Source organism: uncultured Serinicoccus sp. (assembly GCF_947500995.1).
GTDB lineage: Bacteria > Actinomycetota > Actinomycetes > Actinomycetales > Dermatophilaceae > Ornithinicoccus.
In genome coordinates, this window is record NZ_CANMUA010000001.1 from 480,153 (window position 1) to 499,437 (window position 19,285).

Below are 19,285 nucleotides of genomic sequence, written 5' to 3' on the forward strand. Positions count from 1 at the left end.
CAGAATGCCCCCATGGGTTCGCCGGGCAGCAGCGCCATCCCCTCCCCCTACGTGGAGCTCGACCGTGACGACTGGGCCCGGCTGCGCGAGGAGCATCCCATGCAGCTCGACGCCGCCGACGTCGAGCGCCTGCGGGGCCTGGGTGAGCGCCTGGACCTGGCCGAGATCGAGCAGGTCTACCTGCCCATCAGCCGGCTGCTGTCCTTCTACGAGCGCGCCACCGGGCGGCTGCACCAGGTCACCAGCGACTTCCTCGACGAGGGCCACGAGCGCACCCCCTTCGTCATCGGGGTGGCGGGGTCGGTGGCCGTGGGCAAGTCCACGACGGCGCGCATCCTCCAGGAGCTCATCTCCCGGTGGGAGTCCCGGCCCCAGGTCGACCTGGTGACGACCGACGGGTTCCTCTTCCCCAACGACGTGCTGGCCCGCCGCAACCTCATGCCACGCAAGGGCTTCCCCGAGTCCTACGACCGCCGGGCCCTGCTGCGCTTCGTCAGCGAGGTCAAGGCCGGGAAGGCCGAGGTGACCGCGCCGGTCTACAGCCACCTCGTCTACGACATCGTGCCGGGTGAGCGGACCGTCGTCCGGCGCCCGGACGTCCTCATCGTGGAGGGGCTCAACGTCCTGCAGCCGCCGCGCTCGCACGACAACGGCCGGGCCGGCCTGGCCGTGAGCGACTTCTTCGACTTCTCGGTCTACGTCGACGCGCACGCCGGGGACATCAAGCGGTGGTACGTCGAGCGCTTCCTCGAGCTGCGCCGGACCGCCTTCGCCGACCCCGACTCCCACTTCCACCGGTACGCCACGCTCTCCGACGACGCGGCCGTGGACATCGCCGAGAACATCTGGGACACCATCAACGCCCCCAACCTCGTCGACAACATCCTGCCGACCCGCAGCAGGGCCAGGCTGGTGCTGCTCAAGGGGGCCGACCACAGCGTCGACCGGGTCCGGCTGCGTCGTCTGTGACCTCCGCGCGCGAGCCCCGACCCACCGGTTTCGCCGGCTTCTGGACCGCCAGTACCCTCGGGTTCGTCGCCCTGTCGACCGCCACCCTGGGTCTCGACGTCCTGGTGATCCGCGACCTGGGCGCCGACGAGGTCGAGGTGGGCGTGGTCCGGGCGGCGCAGTTCGCCCCCTACCTGCTGGTGGGGCTCCTCGCCGGTGCGCTGGTGGACCGCTGGAGGCGCCGACCGACCCTGGTCGTCGCGCACCTCGCCCAGGGTGCGGTCCTGCTGCTGCTCGCGCTCCTGTGGTGGCTGGACGTCCTGACGGTATGGCGCGTGGTCGCCCTCGTCCTGGTGGCCGGGACCTTCGCCGTCTTCGGTGCCGCCGCGGAGCAGTCCGTGCTGCCCGACCTCGTGCCCCACCACGCCCTGGTCCTCGCCAACGCCCGGCTCGGCCAGTCCATGACCGTCGCGCAGTCGGCCGGTCCACCGGCGGCGGGTGCGCTGGTCGCCGCGCTCGGCGCCGGGTCGGCCCTGCTCCTCGGCGGTGCGGCCAGGGTGGCCGCGGGCGTGATCGTCGGCCGCATCCCCCTCCTGGAGTCCCCGCCGGAGCCGGCACCACGCCGCGCGATCGGGCGGGAGATCCGCACCGGCCTGCGCTTCGTCTACGGCCACCGCACCCTGGCCCCGCTCGCGGTCTCGACCCACCTGTGGTTCCTGGCCAACAGCGTCGCGGTCACCGTGCTCGGGCTGTTCGCCCTGCGGGCCCTGGACCTCGGCGCCGTCGGCTACGGCTTCGTGCTGGCCGCGGCGGGGGTCGGTGGCCTCGCCGGGGCCCTCCTCGCCCCGGCGGTCGGCGCCCGGATCGGCGAGGGTGACGCGATGATCGTGGGGCGGCTGCTCTGCACCCTGGCCTGGGTCCTCGCGCTGCTCACCCCGGGGGACCGCGGTGCGGTCGCCGCACTCGTGGTGCTGGGCGCGGCGCAGGCCCTCTACGGGTTCGCGATGGGGCTCGAGGACCCCAACGAGATGGGCTACTGGCAGGCCCTGACGCCCCGCGAGCTCCTCGGGCGGGTGAACGCCTCGCGGCGCACGGTGAACCGGTCGGTCGCCGTCGCCGGGGCGCTGCTGGGAGGCCTGCTCGCCGCCGGACTCGGCCACCGCGGTGCGCTCGCCCTGGCGGCCCTCGTCTTCCTCGGCGCCGCGGTCGTCGCGATCCTGTCCCCGTTCCGGGGCGCCCGGGTCGGCGACGCACCCGCCTGACCTCGCGGACCCGGGTCCCACGACGGGTGGTCGTCGGATCGAGCGGGTATGCCGCGTGGTCGGCTACGATCCGCCGCGGGGGGACGACGAGCGGCCCTCCGCCGAGAGGAGAGCCCCTCATGCCTGCTGCGCACCGTCGCGCCCTGCTCGCACTGTCCCTGGTGGCCCTGCTGGGCGCCACCCCGGCGGTCGCGGCCCCCGACCCGGAGGACGCCGTCGTGGTGGACCGGCTCGCGGGGGGTGACCGGTTCGCCACCGCCGCGCTCATCGCCGCGCAGCTCGCCCAGGGCACGGACACGGTCTTCCTGGCCAACGGGCAGGACTACGCCCAGGGGGCCGACGCCGTGGCGGCCGGGGCCACCGCGGCCAGCGGCGTCTTCCCCGACCTCGTCTCGGGTGGTCCGAGCGGACCGGCCCCCGTCCTGCTCGTGCGGGGCATCGGCATCCCCGAGGCCACCCGGGCAGCCCTGCAGGAGCTGGCCCCGACGCAGGCGGTCATCCTCGGCGGACCCGCCGTCATCCTCCCGACCGTCGACGAGGAGCTCCTCGAGATGGGGATCCAGCCGGTGCGCGCCTTCGGGCGCAACCGCTACGGCACCGCGGCCGTCCTGGCCGCGACCTTCGGGCCGGGTGTCGACACCGTCTTCGTCGCCTCGGGCGAGGCGATCTTCCACAAGCCCCCCGTCCCGCCGATGATGCCCGACGCCCTGGCCGCGTCGGCGCGGGCCGGTGCGGAGGGCGCCCCCGTGCTCCTCACCCGGCACGGCGAGCTGCCGCTGGAGACCCGCGCGGTGCTGGAGGCCCTCGCCCCCGGCTCCATCACGATCGTGGGCGGTGAGAACGGCGTCTCCCGACGCGTGGCCCTCGAGCTCGAGGCGATCGCCCCCGTCACCCGCATCAAGGGCAGCACGAGGTACGAGACGGCCGCCGCGCTCTTCGAGGGGCAGGGGACCGGGGTGCCGGCCTACCTCGCCTCGGGAGAGGGCTTCGCCGACTCGCTCTCGGTCTCGGCGCTGGCGGCGACCCAGCAGGCCCCGCTGCTGCTCTCGCGACGGTATGAGGTGCCCCCGGTCACCGAGCAGGCCCTGCTCGACGCCGGGCCGACGAGCGTGCACCTCGTGGGCGGACCCACGGCCCTCGACGACGCCGTCCTCACCGACGTCCGGGCCCTGCTCGGTCCGTGACGCGGGGCTCGGCTCAGTCCATCCGGGCGTAGCGGGCGCGGGCGAGGCTGTAGACCCCGTAGAGCGCCAGCCCGACGGCGACGGCCAGCAGCAGCGCGGTGCCCAGGGGCTGCTGGGCGAGCGTCTTGAGCGCGTCGTCCATGCCCTGGGCCTCCTGCGGGTCGGCCTGCCACGCGGCGAGCCCGAAGAGCCCACCGACGACGAGGAGCGCGACGCCCTTGGCGGTGTAGCCCACGGTGCCGGCGACCGTCACCCCCGTCCCGAGGCTGCCGCCACCGGTGGCGGCGAGGTCCTCCAGGAACTTCTGGCTCAGACCCTTGTAGACGTGGTAGCCCGCGACCCCGAGGACGCCGAGCGCGACGGCCCCGACGATCAGCCGACCACCGGGCACCTCCATGAGGCGCTGGGTCAGGTCGGCGCTGGACTCCCCGCCTCCCGAGCTGCCGCCCCCGGTCGCGAAGCGCACCGAGATCACCCCGAGGACGGCATACAGGACCCCCTTGCCGACCGCCTTGACCCGGTCACCGAGCTCACCGCCCGCGACCGTCCCCTCGAGGACCTGGAAGAGGGCCAGGGCGAGGAAGCCCACCACGCAGAACCACAGCAGCACCGGCCCGGCCGGCGCCTCCCGCACGGTCGCCATGGCACCACTGGTGTCGGCCTCGCCGCCACCACCGAGGGCCACCCGACCGGCGATCCACCCCAGCGCCAGGTGGATGAGACCGCTCGCCGCGAAGCCGACCCGGGCGAGCGTCTCCAGCCATGGATGGTCCGCGACCTGGCGCGCGCGGCGGGAACCCTCGTCCACGATGTCGTTGCTCACGCCGGCGAGCATGACAGCACCCCCGTCGCGGCGCGAGCGGGGGTGCTGTCAGGAGGTGCCGGTGGCCGGCGAGCCTGCGGGTCTCAGTACCAGTTCACGGCCTGGGAGTGGGCCCACGCGGCGCACGGCGAGCCGTAGCGGCCGGAGATGTAGCCCAGGCCCCACTCGATCTGGGTCGCCGGGTTGGTCTGCCAGTCGGCGCCGGCGGTGGCCATCTTGCTGCCGGGCAGCGACTGCGGGATGCCGTAGGCACCCGAGCTGGCGTTCATGGCCGTGTGGTTCCAGCCCGACTCCTTCTGCCACAGCGAGTCCAGGCAGCCCCACTGGTCCATGCCCCAGCCGTAGCTGCCGAGCATCGACTGCGCGATGCCCCGGGCGTCACCGCTGTAGACCGGGGCGGGCTCCGGCTCCGGCTGCGGCTGCGGCTCGGGCTGCGCCTGCGCCTGCGGCTCGGGCTGGGCGGCACGCTCCTGGCTACGGGAGGCGGCCTGCTCCTGCTCGGCGCGCTCGGCGGCGGCCCGCTCGGCGGCCGCGGCCTCGGCGGCGGCCTGTTCGGCGGCCGCGGCCTCGGCGGCAGCCTGCTCCGCGGCGGCCTTCTCGGCGGCCTCGCGGGCGGCCTTCTCCGCCGCGGCGCGCTTCTCCTCGGCCCGCTCCTGCGAGATGCGCTCGGCCTGGTCCTGGACCGTCTGCAGGCTCTCGTCACGCACGCCGGTGGACACCCCGAGGGCGGCCGCCTGGTCCTCGCGCATCTGCTTCATCTGCGCGAACATGCCGGTGGACTCCTCCGCCGCGGTGTCGCTCAGCGCGGCGACCGCGTCCGCGGCGACCGTCGGCGAGAACTGCCCGACCGACGCGCGCAGCGTCTCCTGCGAGTCCGCGGACTGCGAGGTGCCGGCGCCGGCCGTGGCGGCGTAGGTCGCCAGGCCGAGCGAACCGGCGGCGATGGATGCGGTGACGGCGATGGCCGCCGGGCTCATCCGTCGGCCGCGCTTGTCGCGGGCCTGCTGGTCGTCGGTCAGGGGGGCATGGGGCATGGGCACAACTTCCTCGGTCGGGTTGGCGCCGTCGCTGTCGCAGGGATGCAGGGGGCCCGGCAGAGGGATCATGGACGATCGGGGGCCGGACGGCGTTACCAAAACGTGATGTACCCCTCTACCGTGCCGGTTCGAGGGGGTCGCGTCAAACCCTGGTGCGCAGACGTGGCGAAGGTCACACCGGCCTGTGGCCGGTGTGACTGCCGTGGTGACTACGCTACGCCGCGTGCGTCACAGGAGCGCGTCCGGCCCCTCCAGCATCTCGGTCACCAGGGCGGCGATCGGGCTGCGCTCGCTGCGGTGCAGCGTGATGTGGGCGAAGAGCGGGTGACCCTTGAGCGCCTCGATCACGGCGGCCACCCCGTCGTGCCGACCGACGCGCAGGTTGTCGCGCTGCGCCACGTCGTGGGTGAGGACGACCCGGGAGCTTTGGCCGATGCGGGACAGGACCGTGAGCAGGACGTTGCGCTCCAGGCTCTGCGCCTCGTCCACGATGACGAACGCGTCGTGCAGGGACCGGCCACGGATGTGGGTGAGCGGGAGCACCTCGAGCATGTCGCGGTCGAGGATCTCCTCCACCACCTCCTTGGAGACCACGGCCCCCAGGGTGTCGAACACCGCCTGCGCCCAGGGCCCCATCTTGTCGTTCTCGCTGCCGGGGAGGTAGCCCAGCTCCTGCCCCCCCACGGCGTAGAGCGGGCGGAAGACGATGACCTTCCGGTGCTGGCGACGCTCCATCACCGCCTCGAGCCCGGCGCACAGGGCCAGGGCGCTCTTGCCCGTGCCGGCGCGGCCGCCGAGGCTGATGATGCCCACGTCGGGGTCGAGCAGCAGGTCCAGCGCGATGCGCTGCTCCGCGGACCGTCCGTGCAGCCCGAAGGCGTCACGGTCGCCGCGCACCAGCTTGACCGAACGGTCCGGGGTGACGCGGCCGAGGGCGCTGCCCGAGGCCCCCAGGATCGTCAGGCCGGTGTGGATGCGCAGGTCCGCCGCCTCGGGGTGCTGCAGCCGGCCGCCGTCGTAGAGCTGGCGCATCTGCTCGTCGTCGACCTCGATCTCGGCCATGCCGGTCCACCCGCTGTCGACGGCCAGCTCCGCGCGGTACTCCTGGGCGTCCAGCCCGACGGCCGAGGCCTTCACCCGCATCGGCAGGTCCTTGCTCACCACGGTGACGTCCTGCCCCTCGGCGGACAGGTTGGCCGCCACGGCGAGGATGCGCGAGTCGTTGTCCCCCAACCGGAAGCCGGCCGGCAGGGCCGCGGGGTCGGTGTGGTTGAGCTCGACCCGCAGGCTCCCCCCGGCCTGCCCGACCGGCACCGCCTCGCTCAGGGTGCCGTGGGCCACCCGGAGGTCGTCGAGCATGCGCAGCGCCTGCCGGGCGAAGTAGCCCAGCTCCGGGTGGTGCCGCTTGCCCTCCAGCTCGGTGATGACCACCACCGGGACCACGACCTCGTGCTCGGCGAAGCGCAGCAGCGCGCGCGGGTCGGACAGCAGCACCGAGGTGTCGAGGACGTAGGTCTTGCGACCCACCTCGGGCAGGGCGTCGAAGGGGGTGACGTTGGTGTCGAGGACGTCGACGGTGGGCGTGCCGGGGCGCTGGCTCATGCGGGCTCCTTCGGCGACGCGCGCCGGTCGGCAGCGCGTCGGCGGCGATGGGCGGTCCGGGACCGGGCCACGCCACGGCGTGGGCCGGAACCGGCCCTCCGCCTGAGCCAGAGCTCCATGTGGTGGGCCTCCCGAGAGGCGGGGCGGGAGTGCCCCGCGTCTGCTCCGACGGTATGCCGCGCCCCGCCCGGCGGGCGCACGTGCGCGCGGCGTGTCGCTCAGCCGCCGAAGCGCCGCTCGCGCTCGGCGTAGGCGCGCAGCGCCCGGAGGAAGTCGACCTTGCGGAAGTCGGGCCAGAAGGCCTCGCAGAAGTAGAACTCGCTGTGCGCGCTCTGCCACAGCAGGAAACCGCCGAGCCGCTGCTCGCCGGACGTGCGGATCACCAGGTCGGGGTCCGGCAGGCCACGGGTGTAGAGGTGGCCGGCGATGTCCTCGACGGTCACCGTGTCGGCGAGCTCCTCCAGGGTGGTGCCGGACTCCGCCGCGTCCCGCAGCAGCGACCGCACGGCGTCGGCGATCTCGCGCCGGCCCCCGTAGCCGATCGCCACGTTGACGAGCATCCCGTCCACCGCCCCGGTGCTCCGGGCGGCCCCGGTCAGCCGGTCCGCGGTCGCGGCGGGCAGGAGGTCCAGAGCGCCGACCACCCGGACCGGCCAGCGGCCCGTCAGGGCGAGCTGCTCTACGACCCCCTCGATGATGGCGAGCAGCGGCCCCAGCTCCTGGGTCGGTCGGTTGAGGTTGTCCGTGGACAGCAGCCAGAGCGTGACCACCTCGACCCCGGCCTCCTCGCACCACCCGAGGAAGGGGGCGATGTTCTCGGCACCCGCGCGGTGGCCGTCGGCGGTCTCGGCGCCCCGGAGCCTCGCCCACCGCCGGTTGCCGTCCAGCATCACCCCGATGTGCCGCGGGAGCCGCTCGCTGGGCAGGTGCCGGCGCAGCGAGGAGTTGTAGGCCCGGTAGACCAGGTCCCTCGGCGTCGGCATGCGCCCAACCTACCCGCAGCCCCTGAGCACCGTCTGCACCCGGCCGAGGGTCGGACGGGGGCCCGCCCCGCAACCTACGGTTTCGTAACCTACGGTTGCGTAGGTTAGCCTGGGCGCATGTCCTCCCCCCCGACCCGGAGCCCCGCCACCGGCCCGCTGGGCTCGGTCGTCGACCACGTCAAGCCGCACCTGCGCGGGTGGCTGCACCTGGGGATGGTCCCGGTCGCGCTGGCCGCCGGCGCGGTGCTCGTCGCCGTGGCGCCGACGCCCGCCGCCGGGGCGGCCGCGCTCGTCTTCGCGATCACCGGGGTCCTGCTGTTCGGGACCTCCGCGCTCTACCACCGCGGACGCTGGAGCCCCCGCACGGCGCAGATCCTCAAGCGCTGGGACCACGCCAACATCTTCCTCATCATCGCGGGCACCTACACCCCCTTCGCGGTGGTGCTGCTGCCCCCCGCGCAGGGACGGGTCCTGCTGTGGGTGGTGTGGTCCGGCGCGATCGCCGGGGTGCTCTTCCGGGTGTTCTGGCTCGGCGCCCCACGCTGGCTCTACACCGGCGTCTACATCGCGCTGGGGTGGGTGGCCGTCTTCTACCTCGTCCCCATGTGGCGCAGCGGCGGCCCGCTCGTCGTCGCCCTCATCGCCCTCGGTGGCCTGTGCTACACCCTGGGTGCCGTCGTCTACGGGCTGCGCCGGCCGGACCCCTCGCCCAGGTGGTTCGGCTTCCACGAGGTGTTCCACGCCTTCACCGTCGCGGCCTTCGCCGCGCACTGGACGGCGGCCTACCTCAGCCTCACCGCCCTCGCCCCCGCGTCCTGAGCCTCCAGGCGCCCGGTGCCGCGGCCGGCGGCCACCACGGGAGCCGAGGTCAGCCGATCGGGTCCTCGTCGGCGCGCGCCCCGTCGGGCTGCCCGCCCTCGTGGCGCTCGGTGGGGGCGCCGTCCTGCTCCGCCGGGCGCCGGGCCTCATGCTCCTGCTGCAGCCGGACGTCCTCCGCGCGGCGCATCCGGCGCAGCCGGCGCGTGAGGTCGCGCCCGAGGAACCACAGGGCCAGGCACAGGCCGAAGAGGACGAGGAAGCCCCCCAGCCCCGCCGTGATCTGGACGCCGGTCTCGTTCACTGCTCGTGCCCCTCCTCACGGCGCACGTCGTCCACCCCGTCACCGTCCGCGTCGCCGTCGATGTCGTCGTCGCCGGGCACCTCGTCCAGCGGCGGCAGCGGCGGGTCGCCGCGGTGCACCAGCGTCAGGGAGCCGTCCGGGTCGCGGTCGTGCACCTGGAGGCACAGCCCGTCCACCTCGGCGACCGGGCGGTCGCGCAGACCGCCGAAGAGGTCCTCCTCGGGGAGCTCGACGGCCACCAGGGAGCGCGCGAGCTCGTAGTCCTCCGTGGGCCAGACCCGCTGCTGGATCTCCAGGGGCACCCGGAACCACGGCCCGTCGGGGTCCACCTGCGTCGCGTGCGCGCGCAGGGCGTCGTCGCGCACCGAGAACTGCTCGCCGCACGGCACCCGCGTGGTGAGGACGCGCCGCGGCCGGCTGCCCAGGTGCTTGCGCCAGTCCGCGAAGGGGGGCTCGTGGCCGGCCTCGACCATCGCCTCGTCCAGGCGGATCATGCGCTGCGGGTCCCAGCCGCTGTAGTAGACCTTGAGGGGCTGCCAGGGCTGCCCCGCGTGCGGGTACGCCTCGGGGTCGCCGGCCGCCTCGAAGGCCGCCATGGTCACGGTGTGGGTCATGATGTGGTCGGGGTGGGGGTAACCGCCGTTCTCGTCGTACGTCGTGAGGACGTGCGGGCGGAACTCCCGGATGACGCGCACCAGCGCCTCGGTCGTCACCTCGAGCGGCTCCAGGGCGAAGCAGCCCTCCGGCAGCGGCGGCAGGGGGTCCCCCTCGGGAAGACCGCTGTCGACGAAGCCGAGCCAGGTGTGGCTGACCCCGAGGATCTGAGCGGCGCGGGCCATCTCGTCCCGGCGCACCTGGCTGATGTCCCGCACGATGTGCGGGTCGTCCTTGAGCTTCTCGTTCAGGACGTCCCCCCGCTCGCCGCCCGTGCACGAGACCACGCGCACGTCGACCCCCTGCGAGACGTAGTGGGCCACCGTGGCGGCGCCCTTGCTCGACTCGTCGTCGGGGTGGGCGTGCACGGCCATGAGGCGCAGGCCCGATCCGCTCGTGGGCATGGCGGTCCTTTCCGCGTCAGGTCAGTCCAGGGCCGACGTCACGGTCGACCCCGGGGTGACGGACAATGGTGGTCGTGCCGCCGATCGGCACCGTCTCATCCTCTCACCACCCGGGAAGGCAGCCGCACGTGACCGCCCGCAGTCCTGAGCCGCCCGAGCCGCGGGCCGGTGGCGCCGACGACGTGGACTGGGACCTCGTGGAGGAGCAGGCCGAGGCCGCGCAGCGCTCGGCGCCGCGCGACCGACGGTGGTGGACGGTGGGGCTCATCGCCGTGGTGGCCATGAGCCTCGTGGCGGTCGTCTGGGGGCTCGGGGCGACACGGGGCCGGGTGCACTGGGTGAACACCGGCTTCGACGTCGTCACCGACGGCCGGGTCGACGTGCGCTTCGACCTGCGGCGCGACCCCGCCCGGGAGGCCGTCTGCACCCTCGAGGCCCAGTCGGCCGCGCACGTCGTCGTCGGACGCACACAGGTGCGGGTCGCCGGGTCGTCGGCGTCGCCCAGCCGCCATGTCGAGAGCGTCGCGACGGCGTCCCCGGCGATCACCGGCTACGTCGACCAGTGCTGGTACGCCGACGAGGCGCCGCGCGAACGCTGAGCCGCGACCCCGGTCGGGCCCTCCTGGGCCGGAGGGGCCTCAGGCCTGGTAGGGCGCGGCCTCCACGATCTTGACCTCGATGGTCTTGCCGTTGGGGGCCTCGTAGCTGACCGTGTCACCGGTCCTGGCGCCCAGCAGGGCCGCCCCCAGCGGCGACTGCTCGCTGTAGACGTCGAGGGCGCTGTCGTCCCCGAGGATCTCGCGGGAGCCGAGCAGGAAGGTCTCGGTGTCGCCGAACATCTCGACCGTGACCACGGTCCCGGGCTGCACGACGCCCGCCTCGGTCGGAGCGGATCCGACCACGGCGTTCTGCAGCAGGTGCTCGAGCTGGCGGATGCGGGCCTCCATCTTGCCCTGCTCCTCCTTGGCGGCGTGGTAGCCGCCGTTCTCCTTGAGGTCGCCCTCCTCGCGCGCGGCCTCGATGCGCTTGCTGATCTCCGAGCGCCCCTCCTCCTTGAGCTGGGTCAGCTCGGCGTCGAGGCGGTCGTACGCCTCCTGCGTCAGGTAGCTGGCTGCTGCGGTGTCGGTCACTGCTTTCTCCTCGTGTCGTCTCGCGTGGTCGGGCGGCAGGCCCGACCGCGCCCGGCGATCGTGCGTCCGGACGGGTGCGGTGACGCACCGCCGCCCAAACACAAGGTCCGGGCCACCGAAGGGCCCGGACCGTGGATCGACGCACCAGTCTAGCCCGCAGCATCCCAGGAGTCGACCCGCGCGGCCTGCGCTGGCACGGCTGGGGGGCGGGTGCGACACTCGAAGGATGCATCGCGAGAGCAGCCTGCCCGGACGCCCCACCCCCCTGCCGGACATCCCGGAGCGCCATGTCGTCCTCGGGTCCTCGATGCACGGACCGTGGCCGGAGGGCACCGAGGTGATGACCGTGGCCATGGGGTGCTTCTGGGGTGCCGAGCGCATCTTCTGGCAGCTGCCCGGGGTCGTGACGACGGCAGCCGGCTACCAGGGGGGCAGCACGCCGAACCCCACCTACCGCGAGGTGTGCACGGGGCGCACGGGCCACACGGAGTCCGTCCTGGTCGCCTACGACCGTGCCCGCACCGATCCCGAGCAGCTGCTCAAGGCGTTCTGGGAGAACCACGACCCGACGACCGCGGACCGCCAGGGCAACGACATCGGGACCCAGTACCGCTCGGCGATCTACTGGACCACCGCCGAGCAGGAGGAGGCGGCGCGGGCCACGGCCGCGGCCTTCGGCGAGGTCCTGGCGCGGGCCGGGCACGGGCCGATCGTCACCGAGCTGCTCCCCGCGGCGGAGGCCGGCCCGTTCTACTACGCCGAGGAGGCGCACCAGCAGTACCTCCACAAGAACCCGGGCGGGTACTGCAACCACGGGCCCAACGGCTACACCTGCCCGGTCGGTCTCGTGTCGCAGGACCAGCTCCCGGCGCAGACCTCGATCGCCCCGCCCGACTGAGGCCGGGGGCTCCCCGCACGTTTCCCCCTCGGACATCCGGCGTCCACCGTCTAGACTCCAGCGGGTCGGACTGCCGGTCGAGCGAGGGAGTTGGTCCATGGCTGACCCGTCGGCCGGTGACGGCCTGCGGCCCCCCAGGCCCACCCTCGCCCAGGTGCGGGCCGTCGCGCAGCCGCCGGAGGTCCTGGCCCGCGGGAACGCCGAGCACTGGACGGGTGACCTCTACCTGCGGCGGCTCTCGCCGCACCTGACCCGGGCCCTCATCCCCACCCCGCTCTCGGCGAACGGCGTCACCGCCCTCATGATGGTGGCCGGCTGGGCAGCCGCGGGAGCGCTGCTCGTCCCCGGCCTGCCGGGGGCGGTGCTCGGCGCGCTGCTGGCGCAGCTGCAGATGCTGCTCGACTGCTCGGACGGGGAGGTCGCCCGGTGGAAGGGGCTGTCCGGCCCGGTCGGCATCTTCCTCGACAAGGTGGGGCACTACACGGTCGAGGCCGCCATCGCGCTCGCCCTCGGGTGGCGGGCCGCGGGCCTCGTGGGCGGCGCGGAGCAGGACCCGGCCCAGTGGTTCGGGTATGCCTTCGCCGGGGCCGTCCTCGCCACCTTCCTCGTCCTCAACAAGGCGCTCAACGAGATGGTGCACGCCTCCCGGGCCGCCGTCAGGCTCGGGCCGCTCCCGGACACCGCGGCCGCGCGCGCCGTGCCGCCACGCACGGTCCTCGGGACCCTGCGCCGGACGGCCCGCCTGCTGCCCGTGCACCGGATGTTCCACTCCATCGAGATGACCCTCGTCACGGTCGTGGTGGCCCTCGTGGGCGCGCTGCTGGGCGAGGAGCTGGCCGCCGCCCGGGTCCAGGTCGTGGCCATGGCCGTCCTCGTCGTGCCGGTGACGGTGGGGCACGCGAGCGCCATCCTCGCCTCGGGGCGGCTTCGCCGGGAGGGCTCGTGAGCACCCCCCGGTTCGGCGTCGTGGTCCTCACCCAGGGCCGTCGCCCGCAGGAGCTGCGGCGGGGTCTGGACTCGCTCCTGCGCCAGCGCGGGGTCGAGCTGGACGTGGTGGTGGTGGGCAACGCGTGGAACCCCTCGGGCCTGCCCGACCACGTCAAGACGGTGGCGCTGCCCACCAACGTCGGGATCCCGGCCGGGCGCAACGCCGGTGTCCCGCACGTCGAGGGCGACGTCCTCTTCTTCCTCGACGACGACGCCTGGCTCATCGACGACGACGTGCTGCTGCGGACGGCCCGCTACCTCGAGGAGCATCCCGAGGTGGGGCTCGTCCAGCCGCTCATCGAGGACCCGGACGCCGGCGAGGCTCCCCTGCCGGGTCGGTGGATCCCTCGCCTCGGGGCACGGCAGCGGCATACCGAGGCCGACGTCTTCAGCGTCGTGGAGATGACCGTCGCCATGCGCCGCGAGGCCTTCGAGGCGACGGGGGGCTGGCCCGGCATCTTCTTCTACGCCCACGAGGGCATCGAGCTGGCCTGGCGGGTGTGGGCGGCGGGCTACACGGTGCGCTACGTCCCCTCGCTGCGCACGGGTCACCCGGTCATCGACCCGCGCCGCCACTCCGACTACTTCTACAAGAACGCCCGCAACCGGGTCTGGCTGGCCCGTCGGAACCTCCCCGGTCCGCTGGCCCTGGCCTACGTCACCAGCTGGACGGGCATCCAGCTCGTGCGCTGGACGACCCAGCGGGACGGCCTGCAGTCGTGGTGGACGGGCTGGTGGGACGGGTGGCGCCAGGACCCGTTCGAGCCCGGCGAGGACCGCTCGCGGCTGCGCTGGCGGGACGTGGCGCGGATGGCGCGCCACGGCCGCTTCCTCGTCATCTGACCGTGGGCTGCTGCGCGTGCCAGGCCTCCTGGCGCGCTGTCACCAGGTCCGACCACGGCCGTGCGCCGACCCGGTAGGTGACCACCTCGGCGTCCGCCGACGGCGTCTGCAGGTGTGCCGCGGTCGCCCACCGGGTCGACAGCACGGTCCAGCGGCCGCCGAGGACGATGTTGAGGGCCTCCCGGAAGGTCGCGCCGTAGCGCAGCATGAGGGGGACGACCCGCTCCAGGCCGGCGGCGCGCAGGGCGGCGGGGTCCGCGACGAGGACCACCGGGTCGAAGGGCACCCGGAGCACGTCCGCGTCGCGGGACGCGGCGGCGACCAGCTCGAGGGCGCCGGCCGCGTCGTCGCCCTGCCTCGAGCTGAGCGACCGGATCAGTCCGGCCAGCTGTCGACGCCCGCGTCGCGGGTCCGCCGGAGCCGCGACGGGCATCCCGCCGAGGTCGACGTCGAACAGCGCCGACAGGTCGTCCGGCAGCAGCACCGCGGCGGGCAGCACCACCACGCGACGGGCGTCCGGCGCGCTCTGCACCGCCAGGGCCAGCAGCACCTCCCGGCGCATCGTGCTGTCACGCAGGCGCGCGCCGTGCTCCCCGAGCTCTGCGAGCTCTGCGGTGGTCCGGTTCACCAGGGTCACCGGCACCCCGACCTCGGGCAGCGGACCGGCCTGGAGCGTCTCGTCGCCCGACACCAGGATGCACGAGGCGGGGGGCAGCCGGTCGGCCAGCGCCCGGAGCAGACCGGGGAGGTGCGCAGCCTCGCCCGGCCCCAGGTCCACCACCACCACGTGCTGCGCCGCACCCGGCCACCCAGGGACCGGGACGGGCTCGGCGAGGTCGAGGTGCATCGCACCGAGGGTCGTACGGGCCACCTCCACGTCGGCGGCGCAGACCTCCTGCCACCGCGCGTAGACCTCGTCCTCGTGCGCTCCGGCCAGGACGAGCCCCATCATCGCCGCCAGCTTGTCCAGGATGCCGCGACGGATGGCCTCGAACGCCTCGTCGTCGATGTCGATGAGACCACCGAAGCGCACGTCGGACCGGTTCTTCGGCGTGAACTCGACCGTGCACCCCACCGACCGGGACGGCAGGTTGGAGTGCAGCCTGGAGGTCCGCACGGTGTGGTAGCGCCTCGCGTAGTCGTCGACCCACTGCCGCGCCAGCTCCAGGTTCTGCGCGAAGCTGAGGCTGCGCAGGCCCGTGATCGACTGCTCGACGACCGCGTCGTCCGAGCCGCCCGGGACGTCGATGTGGGCGACCTCCGTGCGGTCCTCGGCGGGCCCCGGCGGCACCACGGTGTCGACCGTCGTGGTCATGCACCCGGAGAAGAACGCCGGGACGTCCACGGCCTGCAGCAGCGCCACGGTCTGCCAGTCGCGGCACCCCACCGGTCCGTAGCGGCGGAGGTAGTCGATCGCGGCCGGCGTGAGCATGTCCGGCTTGTTGACGTGGAAGGAGATGAAGATCGGGCGGACGGCGTCCGCGAACGGGAAGAGGTGGTCCTGCCCGGTGACGGGGTGGAGGAACCAGCCGAAGGTCGGCACCCACGTCGGCTGCGGGAGGTCCTGGAGCGCCATGCCGTCCCGGTGCACCTCGACGACCTGGACCGTCGCACGGGGGGTGTCGTGCAGCACGCGCTCCGAGCGCACCCCGGCGGCCAGGTCCTGCACGAGGCGCAGCAGCTCGGGGTCGTCGGCGACGTAGGAGAGGTTCGCGTGGCGGACCAGGTGGCCGGTGGAGGCCAGGGTCTGGATCCAGTCCCCGACGTTGCGGGACCCCGGCCCGGGGGCCCGGTAGTTCATCAGCCCGATCCGGACCGTGGACTCCAGCGTCGGGGTCGCGGCGCGGTACCGCCCGCCCGGGAGCCACTCCAGCAGGTCGAGCAGCTCGTGGCGACGGCTCGCCGCCACGTGGGGGGTCTCCCCGGCCGTCACCGACGCCACGACCGCACGGACGGCCTCCCCGTCCTGCGCGGCGAAGGCGGCCCGGGCGACGAGGAGCAGCTGGGTGCCGGTCCACTCCCGGTGGCGCTGCTCGTCCAGGACCCGGCGGAGCATGTCGCCCGCGACCTGCGGGTCGAACTCGAAGGCAGGGACGAACCAGTCCTCCGCAGCGAGGGCGGCCAGCTCCGCCTGCCCGACCTGGCTGAGGTCCTGCCACGCGATCTCGGCGTCCGAGACGGACCGGCGGGCGATCCCGAGCACGAGGTGCCCGAGCGGCCTGCCGACCGGGTCGGCCAGGAGGGCATACCCCGTCGCCACGGCCTCCCCGACGCGCGCCTCGCCCAGCAGCTGACGGACGGAGGTCACCACGCGCTCGCTGAGGGTGGGGCCCCGGCTGCCGAGCCTGGCCTCCACCGCCGGGGCGTGGTCCGGTCGCGCAGGAGGCGCCGCCGGGACGGGCGTGCGGGCCGGACCCCGGCCGGGGCCGTCGGTCACCACCGGTCCGCCCGGGCGCCCGGGCGTGCGCGGGGCGGGGCCCCTCCGGCGGACCACCCGGCGCAGGACACGACGGGCGGAGGACAGTGGGCGCGGCCTGCTCATGACACGGCCTCCTGACGACTCGTGGACAGCTCCGTGGACAGCTCCCGGAAGAGGTGGACCCACCTGGTGACGAAGGCCTCTCGGCCGTACTGCTCGGCGACCTGGACGCACCCGGCGCTCAGCCGGTGCGCCAGCCCGGGGTCCTGCAGCACCCGGAGCGTAGCCTCGGCGACCGCGCCGACGTCACCGGGGGCGACGAGGAAGCCGTTCACCCCGTCGGTGATCATGTCCGAGGGACCGTACCGGATGTCGTAGCTGACGACCGGGCACCCGTTGACCATCGCCTCGCCCAGGACCATGGGGGCCCCCTCGTACTTGCTGGTCAGCAGACAGAGGCTCGCTCGTCGGAAGACCTCCTGCGGGTCGGTGGTGAAGCCCATGAGGCGCACCGAGCCGCTCAGTCCGCGACGGTCGATCAGCTCCTGCAGCCGGGGCCGCAGCTCGCCGTCCCCGTAGATCTCCAGCCGGGCCCGCGGGTGCTTCCTGAGCACCTTGGCGAAGGCCTTCACCCCGTGGCCCGTCTGCTTGACGTCACTGAGCCGACCCACCATGACGACCAGGTCGGGGTCCCGGTCGGGCGCCCGGCCATGGTCCGGGGTCGGTGCCGCGTGCGGGATCACCCGGAAGCGCGCCTGCTCCCCCAGGTATGCCTCGGCCTCGGCGCGCTGGCGCTCGGTGAGGAAGACCACCGGGTCCGGCCGCGTGCTCCGCAGCACCCGCGCGAAGCTCGGCCGCAGCCGGCTCACGTCGTCGCCCGGCGCCGCGAGGTGCGAGCTGTGCAGGACCGCGCACCGCGCCACGTGCGGCCGGTCGTAGCCGTCCAGCTCCCGGTCCAGGATGCGAGCCTCGACGGACAGGATGGTGGGGCGGCCCGCCGTGATCGCGTCGAGGGCGCGGTGCAGCAGCGGCGCGAACGACTCGTGCTCGCCCTCGGGGACGCCCGCCTCGTCGAAGGTGGTGACCGCGAGGTCGGCGGCCCAGCCCTTGCCGGTCTCGGGCTGCCGCAGGACGTGCGCGAACAGGGGCCGCCCGTCCCGCCGGTAGGCCACGTGCTGCCTGCGCTGACCGGGGCCGTCGTCACCGAACGTGGACCGGACCAGACGGCCGTCCTCGGCGAACTCGTCGCGGCGCACCCGCACCCGGACCTCGTCGAAGTGGTCCTCCAGCAGCAGCCGCCCTTGCGCATACCGCCGCCTGGCCACCAGCCGGCCCTCCTCGAAGCACGAGTAGACCGAGCTCGTGGCGCCCACGTCGGTCCATCCCTGCGCGAGGAGCTCCTCGCCGGTGAGGCCCGCCCGGTCGTCGGCGGCCCCTGGGTCGCTGGCGTCGGGGAGGGCGTCCAGGACGCTCATCACCTGCACCCCGTCCGAGAGGTGGCCGCGGCGGCGCATCGAGGCCACGGCACGCGGGAGGAAGGGCGAGTGGTTGCGGACGAGCACCACCGAGTGCACGCCCGCCACGTCGTAGAGGTGGCGGCACTTGGCGAGGATCGAGGCGGTGCGCCCGCCGTACTCGACGGGGATCCCCTCGACGGCGACCACGTGCAGCACGTCGGGGGCCGGAGCCGGCTGGGGCAGGGGGTCGTGCCGGACCCGCAGCGGCTCTCCGCCCTGCGGCCCGTCCTCGACCGTCGTCTCCTGCGCCGGTCCGGCACCGGCGGCCTCCCCCGGGTCGGCGCCCGTCGCGTCGTGCGTCCGCTCGCGTGCGGTGCCGATCGCCCGGCGCGCGGCGCGGGTCACCCTGCCTATCATGACCACCGATCCTCTCACCCGCGCACCCAGCGAGGGACCTGACCATGCCCGCGAGCCACGAGCCCGCCCGGCCACGACTGGCCGCGCTCGACGGGCTGCGCCTGCTCGCGGCGCTGGCGGTCCTCGCCTACCACTACACCGCCATCGACCAGGAGTTCTGGGGCCACGCCGCCACGCAGGAGTTCCCCCAGCTCAGCCTGCTCACCCGCTACGGGTACCTCGGCGTCGAGCTGTTCTTCGTCATCTCCGGCTTCGTCATCCTCATGACGGCCTACGGCCGCAGCCTCCCCGCCTTCGTGGCCTCCCGCATCTCCCGCCTGTACCCGGCCTACTGGGCGGCGGTCCTGCTCACGGTGGCGCTGCAGGCCCTCTGGGACGGAGGGCGGCGCGTCGACCCGGTCGAGGCGCTGGTCAACCTGACCATGCTGCAGGAGGCCTGGGGCATCACCAACGTCCAGGGCGCCTTCTGGACCCTGTGGGTCGAGCTGAAGTTCTACCTGCTCATCGGCGTCCTCCTCGCCCTGGGCGAGGTGACCCGCCACCGGGCCCTCGCCTTCGCCCTGCTCTGGCCGGTCCTGGCGCAGCTCGCGCGGGCGACCGACACCGCTCTGCTCGAGTCCCTGCTCATCACCAGCTGGGCGCCCTACTTCGCCGGCGGGATGCTGCTCTACCTGCTGCACCGCGAGGGCCCGGACCTGCTGGTCCTCCTCGGGATAGGTCTCAACGTCGTCCTGGCCGTCCACCAGGCCACCCGGTACGCCGAGACGGTCGCGCCCCGGCACAGCGACGCACCGGCCTCGGAGGCCGTCGTCGCCCTGCTGGTCGTCCTCCTGTTCGCCCTCGTCCACGCGTGCTCGACCGGTCCGCTGGCCCGGCTGGACTGGGCCTGGCTCACCACGGCCGGCGCCCTCACCTACCCCCTCTACCTCGTGCACGGCCAGTTCGGGTTCTTCGTCATCGACACCCTCGGCGGTCGCGTCGACAGCCACCTCGTCCTGGCGCTGGCGACCTCGCTGTCGCTCCTGCTGGCCTGGGCCATCCACCGACTCGTCGAACGGCCCCTCCACGGGCCGATGCGCCGCGCCGTCCAGAGCTCGCTGTCGACACGCTGAGCCCC

General features: G+C 74.1%; 18 protein-coding genes. 9 read left to right on the plus strand and 9 right to left on the minus strand.

The window, feature by feature from the left end:
* Nucleotides 1-12 precede the first annotated feature (12 nt).
* The 3 genes from coaA (at nucleotide 13) to Q0967_RS02090 (ending at nucleotide 3,394) form a co-directional block, all read left to right on the plus strand.
* A complete protein-coding gene (coaA, locus tag Q0967_RS02080) occupies nucleotides 13-969 on the plus strand; it encodes a type I pantothenate kinase (RefSeq protein WP_298748877.1) in 957 nt (318 codons plus the stop codon).
* Nucleotides 966-2,210 (plus strand): MFS transporter, encoded by a 1,245-nt coding sequence (locus tag Q0967_RS02085; RefSeq protein ID WP_298748878.1) that lies wholly within the window; start codon nucleotides 966-968, stop codon nucleotides 2,208-2,210. The genes coaA and Q0967_RS02085 overlap by 4 nt, the downstream gene beginning before the upstream one ends.
* A 119-nt stretch (nucleotides 2,211-2,329) precedes the next feature.
* On the plus strand, nucleotides 2,330-3,394 hold the full coding sequence (locus Q0967_RS02090) for a cell wall-binding repeat-containing protein (protein WP_298748879.1): 1,065 nt from the start codon (nucleotides 2,330-2,332) through the stop codon (nucleotides 3,392-3,394).
* A 13-nt stretch (nucleotides 3,395-3,407) separates the two neighbouring features.
* Here the strand turns inward: Q0967_RS02090 and Q0967_RS02095 are convergent, their stop codons facing one another.
* The 4 genes from Q0967_RS02095 to Q0967_RS02110 all read right to left on the minus strand — a co-directional run bounded on the left by Q0967_RS02095 (nucleotide 3,408) and on the right by Q0967_RS02110 (nucleotide 7,839).
* Nucleotides 3,408-4,217 (minus strand): DUF1206 domain-containing protein, encoded by an 810-nt coding sequence (locus Q0967_RS02095; protein WP_298748880.1) that lies wholly within the window; start codon nucleotides 4,215-4,217, stop codon nucleotides 3,408-3,410.
* An 83-nt stretch (nucleotides 4,218-4,300) separates the two neighbouring features.
* Nucleotides 4,301-5,251, minus strand: a complete 951-nt coding sequence (locus Q0967_RS02100; RefSeq protein WP_298748881.1) for a lytic transglycosylase domain-containing protein — start codon at nucleotides 5,249-5,251, stop codon at nucleotides 4,301-4,303.
* A 231-nt stretch (nucleotides 5,252-5,482) separates the two neighbouring features.
* Entirely contained in the window at nucleotides 5,483-6,856 is a 1,374-nt protein-coding gene (locus Q0967_RS02105; protein ID WP_298748883.1) for a PhoH family protein, read from the minus strand.
* 218 nt (nucleotides 6,857-7,074) lie between these two features.
* Nucleotides 7,075-7,839 (minus strand): isoprenyl transferase, encoded by a 765-nt coding sequence (locus Q0967_RS02110; protein ID WP_298748884.1) that lies wholly within the window; start codon nucleotides 7,837-7,839, stop codon nucleotides 7,075-7,077.
* Nucleotides 7,840-7,956: 117 nt separating this feature from the next.
* Here Q0967_RS02110 and Q0967_RS02115 point away from each other — a divergent pair, with 117 nt between their 5' ends.
* Nucleotides 7,957-8,658, plus strand: a complete 702-nt coding sequence (locus Q0967_RS02115) for a hemolysin III family protein (RefSeq protein ID WP_298748885.1) — start codon at nucleotides 7,957-7,959, stop codon at nucleotides 8,656-8,658.
* Between the two features lie 49 nt (nucleotides 8,659-8,707).
* Here Q0967_RS02115 and Q0967_RS02120 read toward each other — a convergent pair whose 3' ends face one another.
* Both Q0967_RS02120 and mca read right to left on the minus strand, forming a co-directional pair.
* Entirely contained in the window at nucleotides 8,708-8,959 is a 252-nt protein-coding gene (locus Q0967_RS02120) for a hypothetical protein (RefSeq protein ID WP_298748886.1), read from the minus strand.
* On the minus strand, nucleotides 8,956-10,017 hold the full coding sequence (gene mca, locus Q0967_RS02125; RefSeq protein ID WP_298748887.1) for a mycothiol conjugate amidase Mca: 1,062 nt from the start codon (nucleotides 10,015-10,017) through the stop codon (nucleotides 8,956-8,958). The genes Q0967_RS02120 and mca overlap by 4 nt, the downstream gene beginning before the upstream one ends.
* A gap of 128 nt (nucleotides 10,018-10,145) precedes the next feature.
* On the opposite strand from mca, the gene Q0967_RS02130 reads away from it, so the two are divergent.
* Nucleotides 10,146-10,616 carry a DUF4307 domain-containing protein gene (locus tag Q0967_RS02130; RefSeq protein ID WP_298748888.1) on the plus strand — a complete coding sequence of 157 codons (471 nt, stop codon included), beginning with the start codon at nucleotides 10,146-10,148 and terminating at the stop codon, nucleotides 10,614-10,616.
* Nucleotides 10,617-10,655: 39 nt separating this feature from the next.
* Here Q0967_RS02130 and greA read toward each other — a convergent pair whose 3' ends face one another.
* Nucleotides 10,656-11,147 carry a transcription elongation factor GreA gene (greA, locus tag Q0967_RS02135; protein WP_298748889.1) on the minus strand — a complete coding sequence of 164 codons (492 nt, stop codon included), beginning with the start codon at nucleotides 11,145-11,147 and terminating at the stop codon, nucleotides 10,656-10,658.
* Between the two features lie 226 nt (nucleotides 11,148-11,373).
* On the opposite strand from greA, the gene msrA reads away from it, so the two are divergent.
* The 3 genes from msrA to Q0967_RS02150 all read left to right on the plus strand — a co-directional run bounded on the left by msrA (nucleotide 11,374) and on the right by Q0967_RS02150 (nucleotide 13,875).
* Nucleotides 11,374-12,045: a peptide-methionine (S)-S-oxide reductase MsrA gene (msrA, locus tag Q0967_RS02140; protein ID WP_298748890.1), complete on the plus strand. Its 672-nt coding sequence runs from the start codon at nucleotides 11,374-11,376 to the stop codon at nucleotides 12,043-12,045.
* A 97-nt stretch (nucleotides 12,046-12,142) separates the two neighbouring features.
* The gene (locus tag Q0967_RS02145; RefSeq protein WP_298748891.1) at nucleotides 12,143-12,991 is read left to right on the plus strand and encodes a CDP-alcohol phosphatidyltransferase family protein; all 849 of its coding nucleotides are present in this window, start codon (nucleotides 12,143-12,145) and stop codon (nucleotides 12,989-12,991) included.
* Nucleotides 12,988-13,875, plus strand: a complete 888-nt coding sequence (locus Q0967_RS02150; RefSeq protein WP_298748893.1) for a glycosyltransferase family 2 protein — start codon at nucleotides 12,988-12,990, stop codon at nucleotides 13,873-13,875. The genes Q0967_RS02145 and Q0967_RS02150 overlap by 4 nt, the downstream gene beginning before the upstream one ends.
* On the opposite strand, the gene Q0967_RS02155 is transcribed toward Q0967_RS02150, so the two are convergent.
* Nucleotides 13,868-16,417 (minus strand): hypothetical protein, encoded by a 2,550-nt coding sequence (locus Q0967_RS02155; protein ID WP_298748894.1) that lies wholly within the window; start codon nucleotides 16,415-16,417, stop codon nucleotides 13,868-13,870. The genes Q0967_RS02150 and Q0967_RS02155 overlap by 8 nt on opposite strands.
* Nucleotides 16,414-18,168, minus strand: a complete 1,755-nt coding sequence (locus Q0967_RS02160) for a glycosyltransferase (RefSeq protein ID WP_298748895.1) — start codon at nucleotides 18,166-18,168, stop codon at nucleotides 16,414-16,416. The genes Q0967_RS02155 and Q0967_RS02160 overlap by 4 nt, the downstream gene beginning before the upstream one ends.
* Nucleotides 18,169-18,212: 44 nt before the next feature.
* On the opposite strand from Q0967_RS02160, the gene Q0967_RS02165 reads away from it, so the two are divergent.
* Complete coding sequence (locus Q0967_RS02165) at nucleotides 18,213-19,280, plus strand: acyltransferase (protein ID WP_298748896.1); 1,068 nt, start codon at nucleotides 18,213-18,215, stop codon at nucleotides 19,278-19,280.
* The last annotated feature ends 5 nt before the right edge of the window (nucleotides 19,281-19,285 follow it).